General features: G+C 47.0%; 17 protein-coding genes and 1 other RNA gene. 14 read left to right on the top strand and 4 right to left on the bottom strand.

The features are described 5' to 3' along the window. Positions 1–201: 201 nt before the first annotated feature. The 5 genes from petA (at position 202) to sspB (ending at position 4,026) form a co-directional block, all read left to right on the top strand. A complete protein-coding gene (petA, locus tag RH46_RS00165; protein ID WP_006877362.1) occupies positions 202–795 on the top strand; it encodes a ubiquinol-cytochrome c reductase iron-sulfur subunit in 594 nt (197 codons plus the stop codon). Next, the gene (locus RH46_RS00160; protein ID WP_006877361.1) at positions 795–2,060 is read left to right on the top strand and encodes a cytochrome b; all 1,266 of its coding nucleotides are present in this window, start codon (positions 795–797) and stop codon (positions 2,058–2,060) included. Before petA ends, RH46_RS00160 begins: the two co-directional genes overlap by 1 nt. Continuing rightward, positions 2,057–2,794, top strand: coding sequence for a cytochrome c1 (locus RH46_RS00155; protein WP_006877360.1), 738 nt, complete (start codon positions 2,057–2,059; stop codon positions 2,792–2,794). The genes RH46_RS00160 and RH46_RS00155 overlap by 4 nt, the downstream gene beginning before the upstream one ends. Positions 2,795–2,890: 96 nt before the next feature. Then, positions 2,891–3,526, top strand: coding sequence for a stringent starvation protein SspA (gene sspA / locus RH46_RS00150; RefSeq protein ID WP_006877359.1), 636 nt, complete (start codon positions 2,891–2,893; stop codon positions 3,524–3,526). An 11-nt stretch (positions 3,527–3,537) separates the two neighbouring features. Beyond that, positions 3,538–4,026, top strand: coding sequence for a ClpXP protease specificity-enhancing factor (gene sspB, locus RH46_RS00145; RefSeq protein ID WP_006877358.1), 489 nt, complete (start codon positions 3,538–3,540; stop codon positions 4,024–4,026). Positions 4,027–4,074: 48 nt separating this feature from the next. On the opposite strand, the gene RH46_RS00140 is transcribed toward sspB, so the two are convergent. The 4 genes from RH46_RS00140 to RH46_RS00125 are packed head-to-tail and all read right to left on the bottom strand — an operon-like array spanning position 4,075 to position 7,408. Further along, positions 4,075–4,644, bottom strand: coding sequence for a BON domain-containing protein (locus RH46_RS00140; protein ID WP_040894708.1), 570 nt, complete (start codon positions 4,642–4,644; stop codon positions 4,075–4,077). Positions 4,645–4,647: 3 nt separating this feature from the next. Further along, entirely contained in the window at positions 4,648–5,238 is a 591-nt protein-coding gene (locus RH46_RS00135) for a phosphoheptose isomerase (protein WP_006877356.1), read from the bottom strand. Positions 5,239–5,241: 3 nt separating this feature from the next. Further along, positions 5,242–5,652: a YraN family protein gene (locus RH46_RS00130; protein WP_050789225.1), complete on the bottom strand. Its 411-nt coding sequence runs from the start codon at positions 5,650–5,652 to the stop codon at positions 5,242–5,244. Then, positions 5,594–7,408: a penicillin-binding protein activator gene (locus RH46_RS00125; protein WP_040894644.1), complete on the bottom strand. Its 1,815-nt coding sequence runs from the start codon at positions 7,406–7,408 to the stop codon at positions 5,594–5,596. Before RH46_RS00125 ends, RH46_RS00130 begins: the two co-directional genes overlap by 59 nt. A 63-nt stretch (positions 7,409–7,471) precedes the next feature. Here RH46_RS00125 and rsmI point away from each other — a divergent pair, with 63 nt between their 5' ends. From rsmI to murD, 9 genes are all read left to right on the top strand, one after another. Continuing rightward, entirely contained in the window at positions 7,472–8,335 is an 864-nt protein-coding gene (gene rsmI / locus RH46_RS00120; protein WP_006877353.1) for a 16S rRNA (cytidine(1402)-2'-O)-methyltransferase, read from the top strand. A 169-nt stretch (positions 8,336–8,504) separates the two neighbouring features. After that, an RNA gene (gene rnpB, locus RH46_RS21600) (RNase P RNA component class A) lies at positions 8,505–8,933 on the top strand. A 186-nt stretch (positions 8,934–9,119) separates the two neighbouring features. Then, positions 9,120–10,070: a 16S rRNA (cytosine(1402)-N(4))-methyltransferase RsmH gene (rsmH, locus tag RH46_RS00115; protein WP_006877352.1), complete on the top strand. Its 951-nt coding sequence runs from the start codon at positions 9,120–9,122 to the stop codon at positions 10,068–10,070. Positions 10,071–10,076: 6 nt separating this feature from the next. Next, the gene (gene ftsL, locus RH46_RS00110; RefSeq protein ID WP_006877351.1) at positions 10,077–10,394 is read left to right on the top strand and encodes a cell division protein FtsL; all 318 of its coding nucleotides are present in this window, start codon (positions 10,077–10,079) and stop codon (positions 10,392–10,394) included. Next, on the top strand, positions 10,391–12,115 hold the full coding sequence (locus RH46_RS00105) for a peptidoglycan glycosyltransferase FtsI (RefSeq protein ID WP_006877350.1): 1,725 nt from the start codon (positions 10,391–10,393) through the stop codon (positions 12,113–12,115). Before ftsL ends, RH46_RS00105 begins: the two co-directional genes overlap by 4 nt. Positions 12,116–12,126: 11 nt before the next feature. Further along, a complete protein-coding gene (gene murE, locus RH46_RS00100) occupies positions 12,127–13,611 on the top strand; it encodes a UDP-N-acetylmuramoyl-L-alanyl-D-glutamate--2,6-diaminopimelate ligase (protein ID WP_006877349.1) in 1,485 nt (494 codons plus the stop codon). Continuing rightward, positions 13,608–14,966 carry a UDP-N-acetylmuramoyl-tripeptide--D-alanyl-D-alanine ligase gene (gene murF / locus RH46_RS00095; protein WP_006877348.1) on the top strand — a complete coding sequence of 453 codons (1,359 nt, stop codon included), beginning with the start codon at positions 13,608–13,610 and terminating at the stop codon, positions 14,964–14,966. Before murE ends, murF begins: the two co-directional genes overlap by 4 nt. Next, a complete protein-coding gene (gene mraY, locus RH46_RS00090) occupies positions 14,963–16,045 on the top strand; it encodes a phospho-N-acetylmuramoyl-pentapeptide-transferase (protein WP_006877347.1) in 1,083 nt (360 codons plus the stop codon). Before murF ends, mraY begins: the two co-directional genes overlap by 4 nt. Positions 16,046–16,058: 13 nt before the next feature. Next, on the top strand, positions 16,059–17,384 hold the full coding sequence (gene murD / locus RH46_RS00085; protein WP_006877346.1) for a UDP-N-acetylmuramoyl-L-alanine--D-glutamate ligase: 1,326 nt from the start codon (positions 16,059–16,061) through the stop codon (positions 17,382–17,384). The last annotated feature ends 3 nt before the right edge of the window (positions 17,385–17,387 follow it).

Below are 17,387 nucleotides of genomic sequence, written 5' to 3'. Positions count from 1 at the left end.
TTATTCTACTTACGCTGCTTTTGTGACGTCACTGGCGATTCGCCTCACAAATGTTACAAAAAGGTAGCTTTATCTTGTCAAAAAGTAGGGTTTTATTTATCATTTGCCATCAAATAAATACAACTAAATTCGTATTTTGTTAGCCATGCTCTTTAAGCGGAATAACAATAATCCACAAGGAGCAAATGGGAGAATGTTTGGATGAGCAATGCGCCTTTAAATAACGGTCGCAGACGTTTCTTAACCGCTACAACAGCTGTTGTTGGTGGTTTAGGAGCAGCTGCTGTCGCCGTTCCTTTTATTAAATCTTGGAACCCAAGTGAAAAAGCCAAAGCTGCGGGTGCCCCTGTTGAAGTTGATATCGGTAAACTTGAAGAAGGGCAAATGGTACGTGTCGAGTGGCGTGGTAAACCTGTATGGGTTGTCCGCCGTGCACAAACCGTCGTCGATGGCCTAAAAGCAATCGATGGTCAGCTACGTGACCCTGCATCAGGGGAAGAGCAACAGCCAACTTATGCTCAGAATGCTTACCGCTCAATTAAGCCAGAGTATTTTGTTGCTGTAGGTATCTGTACTCACCTTGGTTGTTCCCCAACCTATTTACCTGACAGTTTTGCTGAACAAGTTCAGGGTGTTAAGTCAGGTTTCTTCTGTCCATGTCACGGCTCTAAGTTCGACATGGCTGGTCGTGTATTCCAGGGTGTTCCTGCACCACTTAACCTAGTTGTTCCAAAACACATGTACTTAAGTGATACCAAAATCCTTATCGGTGTTGACGAAGAAGGGGAGGCATAATGCAAGCTCTACTTGATTGGGTAGAAAAACGCATACCCGCAATGAATGCGTACAAGAAGCACCTTTCTGAGTACCCGATGCCAAAGAACTTTAACTTTTGGTATCTATTTGGCTCGCTAGCGATGCTTGTATTGGTTAACCAGATCCTAACGGGTATTTGGCTAACAATGAACTACGTACCATCTGGTGATGGCGCCTTTGCGTCAATCGAATACATCATGCGTGATGTAGAATACGGTTGGTTGCTTCGTTACATGCACTCAACAGGTGCTTCGGCATTCTTCGTTGTTGTTTACCTGCACATGTTCCGTGGTCTGATCTACGGTTCTTACCAGAAGCCTCGTGAGCTACTATGGATCTTCGGTATGCTAATCTTCCTTGTGTTGATGGCTGAAGCATTCATGGGTTACCTACTACCATGGGGGCAGATGTCTTACTGGGGTGCACAGGTAATCATCTCTCTATTTGGTGCTATTCCTGTAATCGGTGATGACCTAACGCTATGGATTCGTGGTGACTACGTTATCTCTGGTGCTACGCTAAACCGTTTCTTCGCTCTACACGTTATTGCTCTACCAATCGTGCTTCTGCTACTTATCGTGCTTCACGTACTAGCGCTACACGAAGTGGGTTCAAACAACCCAGACGGTATTGAGACTAAGCTGCCAAAAGGCACTATGGGCGACGATTACCAGACACAGTTTAAGTTCCACGACTACTACACTAAGAAGTACGACATCATCGACTCTATTCCTTTCCACCCATACGGTACGGTTAAGGATATGGTAGGTGTAGCTGGCTTCCTATTCCTGTTCTGTTACGTGTTGTTCTTTAACCCAGAGATGGGCGGTTACTTCCTTGAGCCACCTAACTTTGAAGCAGCGAACCCACTGAAAACACCTGAGCACATTGCTCCTGTATGGTACTTCACTCCGTTCTACGCGATTCTGCGTGCGGTTCCAGACAAGCTACTAGGTGTTATTGCAATGGGTGCGTCGATTGCGGTTCTATTTGTACTACCTTGGCTAGACCGTTGTCGCGTGCGTTCTTACCGCTACCGCAGTAAGTTCCATTTATTCAACATCATCCAGTTCACGATCAGCTTTATCGCGTTGGGTATTCTTGGTGCGCTTCCAGCAACACCAACGTACACGCTACTAGCTCAGATCTTCAGCTTAGCTTACTTCATGTTCTTCGTACTGCTGTACTTCTACAGTAAGAACGAAGCGACTAAGCCACTACCAGAAAGGGTGACATTCAAATGAAAAAATGGATTGTAATTTTATTTGCAATGCTGCCTTCATTGGCAATGGCAGCGGGTGCGAACGTACCACTAGATAAAGCAAACAACGATCTGAGTGACCAGGCTTCACTGCAAAACGGTGCGAAACTGTTTATGAACTACTGTTTCGCTTGTCACTCAGCTCAGTACCAACGTTACGAGCGTGTTGGCCGTGATATTGGTATCCCAGTTGACCTGTTAAAAGAAAACCTAATCTTCGACCCAGAAGCAAAAGTGGGTGACTTGATGGAGAATGCTATTCCTGAGAAGTCAGCAGCGAAATGGTTCGGTGCTCCACCGCCAGATCTAACACTTGTTGCTCGAGTACGTGGTACAGATTGGCTATACACTTACCTACGTTCTTTCTATGAGGACCCAAGCCGTCCGTTTGGCGTGAACAACATTGTTTTCCCAAGCGTTGGTATGCCTCACGTACTGGAAGAACTGCAAGGTATTCCTAAGCCAATCTACGAAACTCACGTAGTTGATGGTAAAGAAGTACAGAAAGTTGTTGGTGTTGAAGCTGACGGTACTGGTGAACTAAACAGCGAAGAGTATGACAATGCAGTTCGTGATTTGGTTAACTTCCTTGAGTACTCAGGTGACCCAGTGAAGCTTGAGCGTCACGCTCTAGGCTGGTGGGTTATGGGCTTCTTAGTCATCTTTACAATTGTTGTTGTACTGCTGAAGAAAGAGTATTGGCGTGATGTGCACTAATTGTGCTACGATACCGTGCTAATTCCCAAATTTTGAACTTAACAATGGAGGCTTAGCCTCCATTGTTTTTATTTTGTAAGTGTGCTGGAGGGCTCCATGGCTGTAGCTGCCAATAAACGTTCTGTGATGACTCTGTTTTCAAGTGCATCTGATATGTATAGCCATCAGGTTCGTATCGTTCTAGCAGAGAAAGGTGTAAGTGTTGAAGTAGAGCTTGTTGATGAAGCAAACCTACCTGCTGAACTTATCGAACTAAATCCATATAAGACAGTACCAACACTGGTTGACCGTGAGCTAGCGCTTTACGACTCAAAGATCATCATGGAATACCTAGATGAGCGTTTCCCTCATCCACCATTGATGCCTGTATACCCAGTAGCTCGTGGTAACAGTCGCCTAATGATCTACCGTATTGAGAAAAACTGGTACACGCTTGCTGAGAAAGTTGTTAAAGGCAATGCTGAAGAAGCAGAAGCTGCACGCAACAAGCTTCGCAATGATCTACTGACTCTAGGCCCTGTTTTCGCTGAGTACGAGTACTTCATGAGTGAAGAGTTCAGCCTAATCGACTGCTACTTAGCACCACTACTATGGCGTCTGCCTCAACTTGGCATTGATCTGGTAGGTCCTGGTTCTAAAGAGCTTAAAGTTTACATGAATCGTGTATTTGAACGTGATTCATTCCTAGCTTCTCTGACTGAAGCTGAGCGTGAAATGCGTCTGGCTCGTTAATTGGCGAGAAGATGGATATTGTTAACATGACACCGCGCCGACCATACATGCTTCGTGCATTTTATGATTGGCTGGTGGATAACGATCTTACGCCACACTTGGTTGTGGCGGCAGAACTACCAGGTGTTCGAGTTCCAATGGAGTTTGTCCAAGATGGGCAAATTATCCTCAACATTGCTCCGCGAGCAGTAGGTAATCTGGAACTAGGAAACGAAGCTATCACGTTTAACGCTCGTTTCAGTGGTCGTCCTCATTCAGTTATTGTTCCTTTGTATGCCGTTCAAGCTATCTACGCACGTGAAAATGGCGCAGGTACTATGTTTGAACCTGAAGATGCTTACACGGGTGAATACGAAGAGGAAGGGATTGTCGAGGTACAAGATGAAGAGACACACTCTTTGTCAGTTGCAATCGAAAGTGAGGAGCTAGAGTCTCCTGAGCCTGACGATGAGCCTCCAAGACCGACTAAAGGGCGTCCAAGCCTCAGAGTGGTAAAATAAAAAAGCAGCGCTAAGGCGCTGCTTTTTTTTTTGCCCAATGTTTTTCAATTAGCTCTCTTGATGGAAGGCGCGAACGACTTGCTTCACTCCTGAGATATTGCGTGCTACTTCTGTTGCGATGTCGGCATGCTGCTGAGAAACATAGCCAAGTAAGAAGACTTCTTTATCTTCAGTAATTACTTTAATCTTCACACCGTTAAGCTCTGAATTAGCCAGTAGAGCAGACTTCACCTTAGTTGTTATCCAACTATCATGGCTAATCTCTCCAACCGACAAGGGGGGCTTAATACGCAGCTGGTTATGAACATTCTTAACGCCTTTGATTTTACGCGCTTGTGACTCAAATTCTTGTTTGAGCTGTTCACTGTTCGCCTGACCCATCAAGACAACGGTTCCGTTGTAAGAACTTGCTGTGATACGAGCATTGCCTCTGAAAGGCGCCTTGTTACCGATACCAGCGACTTCAAACTCGATGTTATTGTCATTCCAAATCTCTTGTGTAGAACGTGGGTCAATAACGATCGAGGCGGTGGTTGCTGCGCCGGCAACAAACAAGCCAGCGCAACCGGTAAGGTTTAGAAGCAGTAGTGATAAGACTAGAGGTTTAAACCATTTCATCATTTAATCTTCGTGTGCTGGGAACAATACTTGGTCGATAAGATCGCACAAGCAGTGCAGTGTCACCATATGAACTTCGTGAATTCTTGCGGTTCTGTGAGATGGAATACGAATCTCTACATCGTTTTCGCCTAGCAGTCCTGCCATCTCACCGCCATCTTTACCGGTGAATGCAATGATAGTCATATCTCTTGTTACTGCCGCTTCCATCGCTTTGATGATGTTTTTGCTATTCCCGCTGGTTGAGATGGCTAGCAAAATATCACCAGTTTGACCAAACGCTCTCACCTGTTTAGAGAAAATCTCTTCATAGTGATAGTCATTGGCAACCGCTGTCAGCGTTGTATTATCGGCAGTCAGAGCCATGGCTGGTAAGCTAGGGCGCTCGGTCTCAAAACGGTTTAAAAGACAGGAGACAAACTGTTGTGCGTTTGAGGAAGAGCCACCATTACCACAGCAAAGGATTTTGTTGCCATTAAGTAGGCTCGCCACCATTGCTTGTGCGGCGTGAGTAATCGCATCGGGTAAGGCTTCTGCTGCGGCAATTTGAATTTGAATGCTTTCTGTAAAACTGTCTTTAATGCTGTCTAGCATCGATTATCCTTGAGTAATTACGTTTTTGAGCCACTCGATCTGTTGGCCGTGATTATGTATGGCCACCAGATCAAAGCGAAAATCAGTTGAATAGACGGACAAGCCATTATTCATCAGCCATAGATTTGCAGCTCTGACAAGTTTCTGCATTTTGCTGGGAGTGACGGTTTCCGCAGCGTGGCCGTAAGACTGGCTTTTTCGATAGCGTACCTCAACAAAGACGATAGTGGTACCATCGCGCATAATGAGGTCTATCTCTCCTCCTTTGGCAAGGAAGTTTCTCTCAATTAAGGAGAGGCCGCAACCCGTAAGATAACTTTGTGCTGCGGCTTCGTAGTGTTGGCCTTGCTCTCTTTTAGTTGCTGGCACTATGCTCCGCCCAACTGATCTCGCGCTGAACGACACAGTTGTCATCAATGCTGAGCACACCAGTATTACCTTCGATTGAGTAACCTTGTACCACTTTCATTTGTGGTAGGTGCTCCATCAAGCGGTAAGCATCCATACCTAAAGCTTGTAGACGCTTCTCTGCATTTGAGTCTTTCGGCCACAACTTATCCATCTGAGCCTTAAGGCCTGCGTCAGGTTGGATGAGTAGCGGGATGTCACTGTACATAACACCGGATAGGTCTTCGTATTGCTGACGACCACTGTTGCTGCGTGAGTTTGAGTATAGCTTAGGTGGGACAGTATCTGGGTTAATTGCGACTTCAATAAATGGTTTGATCAGCGTTAGCTCGGCACTGCTTGCGACGATATAAACAGCGTCGACGTCACGACGGCTACGCGGCTGACTTTCCAGTGGAATGCTTAGTAGGGATTCCATTTGTGCAATATGCTGTTGGCTGCTTTGTAGGCCAAACACCTTATTGATATCACGTTGCAGCTGACGTTTATCGCCAAATAGATTCACGGCAACCTTGTTGTCACTGTGTTTCGTCCACTCTTGTTCAAAAGCTTCAACCACTCGAGAGCCTAAGCGACCTTTTGGCGCAAGGATCAGTGGGTATTGGTAGCCCTGTTTTGCAAGGTGTTTTGCCGCTTGGGCAACTTCCTGCTCTGGCGACAGTGCCAGGTAGCAAGTGTTGTTGCCTGCTTCAATGGTTTCAGGGATATTGAGTGCCAGCATAGGTAGGGCTGTAGTGAAGTTCGCCTGTGCCTGCTGTAGCTTCTCGATATTCTCTTTAAGTAGTGGACCTACAACTGAATCAATCTGTTTTTCGACTAAGGTTGACTCCAACTCTTCGACACTGATTGTATTGGTGTCGATGACGGTAAGAGTTGCGTTTTCGTCGCGCTCCTGGTCGTTCATCATTTCTAAAATGAAACCGTCACGGATCAGCTTCGCCTGTTGGGCAAACTTACCACTCAAGGGTAATAGCAGAGCGGTGTTTACCGGTTTAATCAGCTCAAGAGATAAAATCTCTTCGATAGATTTAGGTGTGTATAGCGTGGCTGGGTGGCTAGGGTTATCTGCAAACCACTGCTCAAGACTGTTTTTTAGCTGAGGTAAGTTGCTTGCGTAATTTTTAGTGTAACCAGTGACTTCCAACCAGCCAGCAATGACAGGATCATTTTCTTGCTGTTTAAATGTATCAAGCTCACTGCCTGTGTACTGGCTCAAATTGTTCCAGATACTCTGAGCAATAAACGCTTGCTCACTTTCAGCAAGGTAGCGACTGCTTAACGACAACTCACGAGTTGCATTGAAGAAGTCACCTTGCTTGGTAAATAGCGATGCACGTAACTGGTGGTAATTGAGCCACTGGTCATCTGCTAGTTGCCATGACGGTCTGAAGTTAAGCTGAGAAAGCGCTTCTTGGTGCTCATTCTGAGCCACAAGTAATTCAGCGCGTGCTAGCTGCCACTCCGCTTGTTGCATGTCGGTTAGCGATTGGCGCGCCAGACGTTTCATTAGCAGCTCTGCCTGAGTGATATCACCAGCATCAACAGAAGCTTTCAGCGCCATGATGAGCCAGTCGCTTTGCAGGCTTCCCTGGCTACTATCAGCGCGCATCAGATAAGTCTGAATTGGCTGGTTAGGGTCGAGGGTAATATCGACACTTGTTGGCGCCTTAGGAGCAGAAGAACACGCTGCTAATGTGACAGCAAGTGCTACAGGAGTCAGTAAGCGTGTTACACTGAGACGCTTGTGGTTTTTCATGGCCATGAGCTCTTTGTTAATTCCGTATAAAATTGTGTCTATATTAATCGTTGAAGTGATGGTAAACAAATGACAGATAACAAAACCTTACTAACTGAGGTTCCTACCCTTTATATCGTACCTACACCAATTGGCAATTTAGGCGATATTACTCAGCGAGCGATTGAAGTGCTATCTAATGTCGACCTTATTGCGGCAGAAGATACACGTCATACAGGTAAGTTGCTTTCTCACTTCAATATTCAAACCAAAACTTATGCTCTCCATGATCATAATGAACAGCAAAAAGCGCAAGTCTTAGTCGAGAAATTGTTAGCAGGGCACTCAATTGCACTCGTTTCTGATGCAGGTACCCCATTAATAAGTGATCCAGGATACCATCTTGTGACTCAGTGTCGTCAGGCGGGCGTTAAAGTTGTTCCACTGCCAGGGGCGTGCGCGGTGATCACTGCGTTAAGTGCATCAGGTCTTCCGTCTGATCGATTCAGCTTTGAAGGTTTCTTACCGGCAAAGAGTAAGGGGCGTAAAGATAAGTTTCTGGAAATCGCTAAAGCAGAACGTACCTGTGTTTTCTATGAGTCGCCACACCGTATTCTGGATTCACTAGCCGATATGCTTGAGATTCTTGGCCCTGACCGTGAGGTGGTACTGGCACGTGAGCTGACCAAGACTTTCGAAACTATTCAAGGTATGCCGCTAGGCGAGCTGATCGAATGGGTTAAAGCGGACGAGAACCAACAGCGTGGTGAAATGGCGCTCTTGATTCACGGCTACCGTACAACGGCAGAAGATACCTTACCAGATGAAGCGACTCGTACTCTTGCTATCCTGACTAAAGAGCTACCGCTGAAGAAAGCGGCGGCAATGGCTGCGGAGATATACAACCTGAAGAAGAATGCGTTGTATAAGTGGGGATTGGAGAACCTGAGTTAAGAATCGAGAATTTAGAGTAGAGAATCGAGAAGAAGCTGGTTCAGCCCTAGCATTCTACTTCTCGATTCTCGAAGCGTTCTGTCGAATCCTTGACCACTTAACCCCTCGTTTGCATCATATCTGTGATCTCGCTAGACACTTCCCTCCGAACTCTATACAATCCGCCCTCGGAGCTGACTGGGTAGTCGCTGCTTTGTTGATGTCCTTCGGGAGACTGACGTTGAGGTCCCTTTGGGAGACTGACGTTGACGTCCTTCGGGAGACTGACAAAGGGGAGGAAAGTCCGGGCTTCATAGAGCAAGGTGCCAGGTAACGCCTGGGGGGCGCAAGCCTACGACAAGTGCAGCAGAGAGAAGACCGCCGATGGCCTTAGGGCACAGGTAAGGGTGAAAGGGTGCGGTAAGAGCGCACCGGACGACTAGTAATAGTTCGTAGCAGGGTAAACTCCACCTGAAGCAAGACCAAATAGGCCTCCACATTGCGTTGCTCGCGTAAGGAGGCGGGTAGGTTGCTCGAGCCAGTGAGCGATTGCTGGCCTAGACGAATGGCTACCGCCGCGCAAGCGGAACAGAACCCGGCTTATGTGTCGGCTCCACCTATTCGAGACCCATCGTAACTTTGTTGTTATGATGGGTTTTTTGCTTTTAATTGACCAAAATTGTTTCCTAACCATTAAACTTGGCGCTAAATCACGAGTTCTCACGTGACAATAGTGGCGATAAGCCTCTAAATAAGTACACTGGAGAATCTGAAATCGTCAATGCGACAGCCACATGAGATAACTATGACCGAAGCATTTAAACACATATCCGTACTCCTTCATGAATCGATCGATGGCTTAGCAATCAAGCCAGATGGTATCTACATCGACGGTACATTCGGTCGTGGCGGTCATAGCCGTACGATACTATCTAAGCTTGACGAAAACGGTCGTCTGTACAGTATCGATCGCGACCCGCAGGCAATCGCTGAAGCGCAAAAAATTGATGATCCACGTTTCACCATCATTCATGGTCCTTTCTCTGGTATGGCTGAGTATGCAGCTGACTATGACTTAGTCGGCAAAGTGGATGGTGTGCTGTTGGATCTTGGTGTTTCATCACCACAACTTGATGACGCTGAACGTGGCTTTAGCTTTATGAAAGATGGTCCGCTTGATATGCGTATGGACCCAACGTCAGGCATTCCGGTTTCACAATGGTTAATGGAAGCCGATCTGGATGACATCACTTGGGTTATCCGCGAGTTTGGTGAAGATAAACATGTGCGTCGAATTGCTAAAGCGATCGTTGCTTACCGTGAGAACGAAGAGAACGAGCCTCTGACGCGCACCAGTCAGTTAGCTAAGCTGATTTCTGATGCGGCACCAAAGAGCTTTAAAGAGAAAAAGCATCCTGCAACTCGTGCTTTCCAGGCTTTCCGTATTTACATCAATAGTGAACTAGAAGAGATTGATACCGCTCTTAAAGGCGCTGCAAGTATTCTGGCCCCACAAGGCCGCCTGTCAGTGATCAGCTTCCACTCACTTGAAGACCGTATGGTTAAACGCTTTATTCGCAAAGAGAGCAAAGGACCTGAAGTTCCTCATGGCATTCCTATGACTGAAGAGCAGATCAAAGCGCTAGGTAGTGCTGATCTAAAACCAGTTGGTAAAGCGATTAAGCCTTCGAAGCAAGAAGTTGAGCACAATGCTCGTTCACGTAGTTCAGTACTGCGTATCGCGGAAAAGCTATAACGAACAATGAGTAAGTCAACGCCCAATCTAGCTAAATTGATTGCACTCGATCTTCTGAGTGTTGGTCGAGTGCCACTTATCTGCTTATTGCTGATTTTTGCCAGTGCGATGGGCGTTGTTTTTACTACACACCACACGCGCCAAGCGATTACAGAAAAAGATCAGGCTTTAGTTGAACGTGAAAGGCTTGATAACGAGTGGCGCAACCTGATACTCGAAGAGACCGCTTTAGCAGAACATAGCCGAGTCCAAGCCGTGGCTAAACATGAGCTGGAAATGAAGCGTCCGGATTCCGATAAAGAAGTTATTATTAACCTCCCATGAGCAAAAAAGAAAACAACGCTGAGCCTAAAGCCGAGCCGCAGCCAACCAACTTAATCCGTTGGCGCTTCTATGTGGTGTTATTCTTTGTTTTTTGTGCCTTCGCTGCATTGGCGAGTCGTATTGCCTATATCCAAATCGTCGAACCCGATAACCTTATCAAACAAGGTGACTTGCGTTCTATTCGCGCCAAAACCCTTCACTCTGCCCGCGGTATTATCTCAGACCGCAACGGTGAGCCGTTAGCTGTCAGTGTCCCGGTAGAAGCGGTATGGGCTGATCCTGTGACCATCTTTAAAGATGGTGGATTAGAAGATATTAACCGCTGGTATGCGTTAGCGGATGTACTGGGCCTGAAGCGTCAGGGCTTGATCGATAAGATCAACAACAATAAGAACCGTCGCTTTATCTACCTGCAGCGTCAGGTCAGCCCGGCTATGGCGCATTACATCCGTGAGTTGAAACTATCCGGCGTGGGTCTTAAAGCTGAATCAAGACGTTACTATCCAGCTGGTGAGGTAAGTGCTCACTTAGTTGGTGTGACGGGTATTGATGGTCATGGTCTTGAAGGCGTAGAACGTAGTTATGATAAATGGCTAACGGGCGAAGCTGGTAAACGTATTATTCGCAAAGACCGTTATGGTCGCGTGGTGGAAAACATCTCACTGGAAGAGCGTGAAGAGGGTAAACCTCTGGAGCTGACAATTGATCAGCGAATCCAGGCGATTGCTTACCGCGCAATTAAACAAGCGGTTGCTGACTACCGAGCCACATCAGGTTCTGCCGTTATTCTCGATGTGAAAACTGGCGCCGTGCTTGCTATGGTCAATGCTCCGTCGTACAACCCGAATAACCGTTCAGATCTTCAGTCTGCCAAAATGCGTAACCGAGTGATTACCGATGCGTTTGAGCCCGGCTCTACGGTCAAGCCATTTGTTGTTCTTGCTGCTCTGGAAAATGGCGTCGCTGACGACAGTACCGTGATTGATACTGGTAACGGTATCATGCAAATCGGCGGCAGTCGTGTACGAGATACCTCCAAAGTAGGCAAAGCTGACTTAACGACCATTCTTAAAAAGTCGAGTAACATTGGTGTCGCTAAGCTGGCATTAGAAATGCCGCTGGAAGCCTTGTTGGGTATGTATAGCTCGGTCGGTTTTGGTGAAGTTTCTGGTCTTAACTTAGTGGGAGAAACTCAGGGTATTTTTCCTAACCGTCGTCGCTGGTCGAAGTTTGAAATCGCCACCCTGTCATTTGGTTATGGCCTGACTATCACACCTCTTCAACTGGCTCACGCCTACGCCACCTTAGGTAACCTGGGTGAGTATCAGCCAATTCATATTATTGAGAACAACCAGCAGAATTTAGCCAAGCAAGTTATTGATCGGGAAAATGCTCGTAAGGTATTGGCGATGCTTGAAACCGTAACTCAACCGGGCGGTACGGCAACTAAAGCCGCAGTACCTGGCTATCGCGTTGCGGCTAAAACGGGTACTTCACGTAAGGCCATTGCGGGCGGTTACGGTGACGAATACTTTGCTTACACTGCTGGTGTTGCGCCAGCCTGCGACCCGAGGGTTGCACTGGTTGTTGTTGTCAACGAGCCACAGGGTGATAACTACTACGGTGGTTCTGTAGCTGGCCCTGTGTTTGCCGAAATTTTAAAAGGTACGCTGCAGATACTGAACGTAGCGCCTGATGAAAACAGATTTAAACAAGATTAAGTGAGTTTGATATGTCCAAGGAACTAACCTTAGCCACCTTGCTGGCCCCGTGGTTGGATATTTCTACTGATGAGAGTGCCAATGTTGTTGTTGAACGACTAGAGCTCGATAGCCGCAAAGTTACTCAAGGCACGACGTTCGTTGCCATCAAAGGTCACGCTGTCGATGGCCGCCGTTTTATCAATTCTGCGATTGAACTTGGAGCCAATGCCATTATTGCAGAAGCGTGCGAGCTACATCCTCACGGTAAGGTTGAGCGTTCATCTGGCGTCAGCATCGTTTATCTGGACCAACTTGCTCAACACCTTTCCGCTCTTGCTAGCCTGCTTTACCCATTAAGCGACAATAAACTTATTGGTGTCACAGGCACTAACGGCAAAACCACGATCACCCAAATTATGGCTCAGTGGCTTGACCTTATCGGTCACAAAGCGGCAGTGATGGGTACAACAGGTAATGGCTTCCTTGCCGACCTTCAACCCGCTGCCAACACCACTGGTAACGCGATAGAAATTCAGCAAACCCTGCATCAGTTACAACAGCAGGGGGCGCAATATACTGCACTGGAAGTGTCATCACACGGCCTGGTTCAGGGGCGCGTAAAAACCTTACCTTTTGAAGTTGGTGTTTTCTCTAACTTAAGTCGTGACCATCTCGATTACCATGGCACCATGGAAGAGTATGCCGAAGCTAAGTTTTCTCTGTTTGACCAGCACACATGCAAAACCGCTGTGATCAATATTGATGATCAAGTGGGTGCGAGCTGGGTTAAACGCTTAGATTCTGCTATCGCAGTTTCACTTAATCCGACTGACCACCCTCGTGCAGTCTGGGCTGAAAGTGTCAGTTACAGTGAAGCGGGTATTTCGTTAGTGATTGATGGTCTGTTTGGCCGCGGTGAATTTACCATTGCCTTGATCGGTGAGTTCAATGCCAGCAACGTATTGCTTGCGTTGACAGCGCTTCTGGCTCTCGGTGTTGATAAGCAGCAGCTACTTGATACTGCGAGCTCGTTAAAGCCTGTACTTGGTCGTATGGAGCTGTTTACCGCCAGTGACAAAGCCAAAGTTGTTGTCGACTACGCGCATACTCCGGATGCACTGGAGAAAGCACTTAAGGCACTACGAGTTCACTGTCATGGCAAGTTATGGGGTATTTTTGGTTGCGGTGGTGACCGCGATACAGGTAAACGCCCAATGATGGCTGCTATCGGTGAAGAGCTGGCGGACAAAGTGATCCTGACCGACGACAACCCTCGTAGTGAGTCTCCGGCAGCGATTGTTGAGGACATGCTTAAAGGGATGAACGAGCCAGAACTGGCTATCGTTGAGCACAATCGATTTGACGCTTTAAAGTACGCACTTGCTCATAGTGGCGAGCAGGACATTATCTTACTTGCGGGTAAGGGGCATGAAGATTATCAAGTCATGGCTGATAAAACGATTCATTACTCAGACAGAGAGTCTGCGCAACAACTGCTGGAGTCATCGTTATGATTACTATGATGTTAAGCCAAATTGCTGATGCCTTAGACGCTGAGTTGGTTGGTAATGACAGGGCGATTGAATCAGTCTCAACAGATACACGAGCAATTGACGCTGGTGCGCTGTTTGTTGCGCTGGTGGGCGAACGTTTTGATGCTCACGACTTTGCTGCTCAAGCGGTAGAGTCAGGCGCTGGTGCGCTATTGGTCAGTCGTATTGTTGAGAGTGACGTACCGCAGTTGTTGGTTAAAGATACCAAACTCGCTTTAGGCCAGCTAGGTGCATTAGTTCATCAATCCTGCCAGACACCAACCGTTGCCATTACTGGTAGTGCCGGCAAAACTACGGTCAAAGAGATGGTCGCTAGCATCATGGAACAGAAAGGTCGTGTTCTGTTCACCGCTGGTAACTTTAACAACGATATCGGTGTACCTCTGACTCTTTTACGTTCGACACCTGAAGATGACTATGCGGTGATTGAGATGGGCGCCAACCATATTGGAGAGATTGCTTATACCACCAATCTGGTCAAGGCAGATGTTGCATTAGTCAACAACGTTGCTGCTGCCCATCTGGAAGGTTTTGGTTCTCTGGATGGTGTTAAGCAGGCCAAAGGTGAAATCTATCAGGGATTAAAGCCTGGCTCAGTGGCGATTATAAATCTCGATAGCAATGGCGGAGAATATTGGCACTCGGTTCTGGCTGATAAGCTGGTAAAAAGGTTCTCGGTCATGGACTCTGATGCAGACTTTTTCGCTAAAGATATTAGCCTTAACAGCAGCGGCGAGGCTGAGTTTACTCTGGTTTCACCAGTCGGGGATGTCGCCATCAAGTTAGGCATTGTCGGTCAGCATAATGTAGCCAATGCTCTGGCGGCGACGGCGTTAGCGCTAGAACTGGGCGCAAACCTTGAAATGGTGCAGTCAGGATTAGCTCAGTTGAGTAAGGTAAAAGGTCGCGTTGAGGTGATAGAGCTCAACGACACGATTAAGCTTATTGACGATAGTTATAATGCCAGTGTGCCTGCTATGAAAGCAGCTGCTGATTTATTGGCGAGCTTCACTGGAATTCGTTGGTTAATTTTGGGGAATATGGCTGAGTTAGGCGACGAAAGTCTTGCACTTCACCGTCAAGTCGGAGAACATGCTGCCCCATTCAAATTTGAACATGTGCTTACTTATGGCGCTGATGCTAAAGCGATCAGCGATGAGTGTGGTGGTATTCACTTTAGTAGCCACCAAAGCATGATTGATTATATTAAACAGCATTTAGCACAGCACCAGGAGCAACAGACGCTGCTAGTTAAAGGCGCAAACAGTGCTGGAATGAGTAAAGTCGCTACTGCTGTCAAGGAGATGTATACATGATTATTTGGCTCGCCGAGCTGCTACAGCCATATTTTTCATTCTTCCGATTGTTTGAATACCTATCGTTTCGCGCAATTGTTAGTGTCTTAACGGCTCTTGGTATCTCATTGTGGATGGGACCAATTATGATCCGCCGTTTGCAGTTACTGCAAATTGGTCAGGTTGTTCGTAATGAAGGTCCTGAATCTCACTTTAGCAAGCGTGGTACACCAACTATGGGCGGGATAATGATCCTGACAGCCATAGTTACAACCGTTTTGCTCTGGACTGATCTATCTAATCCTTATGTATGGGCCGTTCTGGCGGTACTGCTTGGCTACGGTGCAGTAGGTTTTGTTGATGATTACCGTAAAGTGGTACGCAAGAATACCGATGGCTTGATCGCTCGCTGGAAATACTTCTGGCAGTCTGCGATTGCGCTTGTCGTTGCTTTCGCTCTATATGCTCACGGTAAAGACACTGCTGCGACGCAACTCGTTGTTCCATTTTTCAAAGAGATCATGCCGCAACTTGGCTTGATGTACATTGTTCTGACTTACTTCGTGATTGTTGGTACCAGTAATGCGGTTAACCTGACTGATGGCCTTGATGGTTTAGCTATCATGCCTACCGTTTTGGTTTCTGCTGGTTTTGCTGCGATTGCATGGGCGACAGGTAACGTTAACTTCGCTAACTACCTCCACATTCCATACATTCCTCAAGCCTCTGAGCTGGTAGTGGTTTGTACCGCGATTGTCGGTGCCGGACTGGGCTTCTTATGGTTTAACACCTACCCAGCACAAGTTTTCATGGGTGATGTTGGTTCACTAGCGCTTGGTGGTGCACTGGGTACTATCGCTGTGTTAGTTCGCCAAGAGTTTGTACTGGTAATTATGGGTGGTGTGTTCGTAATGGAGACACTATCGGTAATCTTACAGGTTGGTTCATATAAATTACGTGGCCAACGCATCTTCCGTATGGCTCCGATTCACCATCATTACGAGTTAAAGGGCTGGCCAGAACCACGAGTGATCGTACGTTTTTGGATCATTTCTATCGTTCTTGTTCTTGTTGGTCTGGCAACGCTAAAAGTTCGTTAAGGAAGTTGAAACCATGACCACGGATCGTTGGCAAGGTATTGAAAAAGTAGTTGTCGTAGGGCTCGGTATTACCGGGCTCTCTGTCGTTAAGCACTTAGCTACACGAGACAAGAAACTCGACATCCGAGTTATTGATACTCGTGAAAATCCACCGGGTAGCGAACAACTTCCGCAGGGGATTGCGCTTCACTCCGGCAGCTGGAATCTGAGTTGGTTACTCGACGCTGATTTGGTCGTCGCTAACCCAGGTATTGCGCTGGCAACGCCTGAAATTCAACAGGTTCTAGCGGCTAACATTCCGGTTGTTGGTGATATTGAACTGTTTGCCTGGCAGGTTGATAAGCCTGTCATCGCGATTACTGGCTCAAATGGTAAGAGTACTGTTACCGATTGGACCGGTCAGGTTGCAAAAGCTACTGGGCTTAAGGTTGGTGTCGGCGGCAACATTGGCGTTCCGGCGTTAGACCTTCTGACTCTTGATGCCGATCTCTATGTCTTGGAATTGTCGAGTTTTCAACTGGAAACCACCTCTTCGTTAGCGCCGAAAGCGGCGGCATTTCTCAACCTGACTGAAGACCATATGGATCGCTATCAGGGAATGGAAGATTACCGCCAGGCTAAGCTACGAATCTTTGACCATGCTCAGTCATGCATCGTTAATGCTGAAGACAAGCAAACTTACCCAGATCAAAATAACAAGCATTTGGTAGAGTTTAGTCTGACCGATTCAACTCAGTTTTCTGTCATTGATTGCGATGGTATCGAATACCTGGCGATGAATGGCAAGCAAATTATTCCTGCCGCAGAGCTCTCTTTGGTGGGACGCCATAACGTTGCGAATGCTCTAGTGGTATTAGCATTGCTGTCACAAGTGGGTGTTGATATCGAAAAAGGCCTTGATGCACTTAAATCTTACAACGGTTTGACACATAGGTGCCAAGTGGTTGCTGATAATCGTGGAATTAAATGGGTCAATGATTCCAAGGCAACAAATGTAGCCAGCACTATGGCTGCACTAGCCGGACTTGAGTTAGCTGGCACACTGTATTTACTAGTAGGTGGAATGGGCAAAGGCGCTGACTTTTCTCAACTCGCACCAGTGCTAGACAAGTTAGATTTGCAGTTATGCTGCTTTGGAGAAGATGGCGATCAGTTTATGTCACTTCACCCAAGTGCACAGCGATTCAGTAGCATGGAAGAAATCATTCAGTGGCTTTCTCCTAAGGTGACTGCTGGAGACATGGTTTTACTTTCTCCTGCTTGTGCTAGCTTTGACCAGTTCAGTAATTTTATGGCTCGTGGTGATGCTTTCACCGAGCTAGCAAAGGCTTACGCTTAAACT

This window comes from Vibrio brasiliensis LMG 20546, from assembly GCF_000189255.1.
GTDB lineage: Bacteria > Pseudomonadota > Gammaproteobacteria > Enterobacterales > Vibrionaceae > Vibrio > Vibrio brasiliensis.
This window is presented reverse-complemented; position numbering and strand designations above follow the sequence as displayed.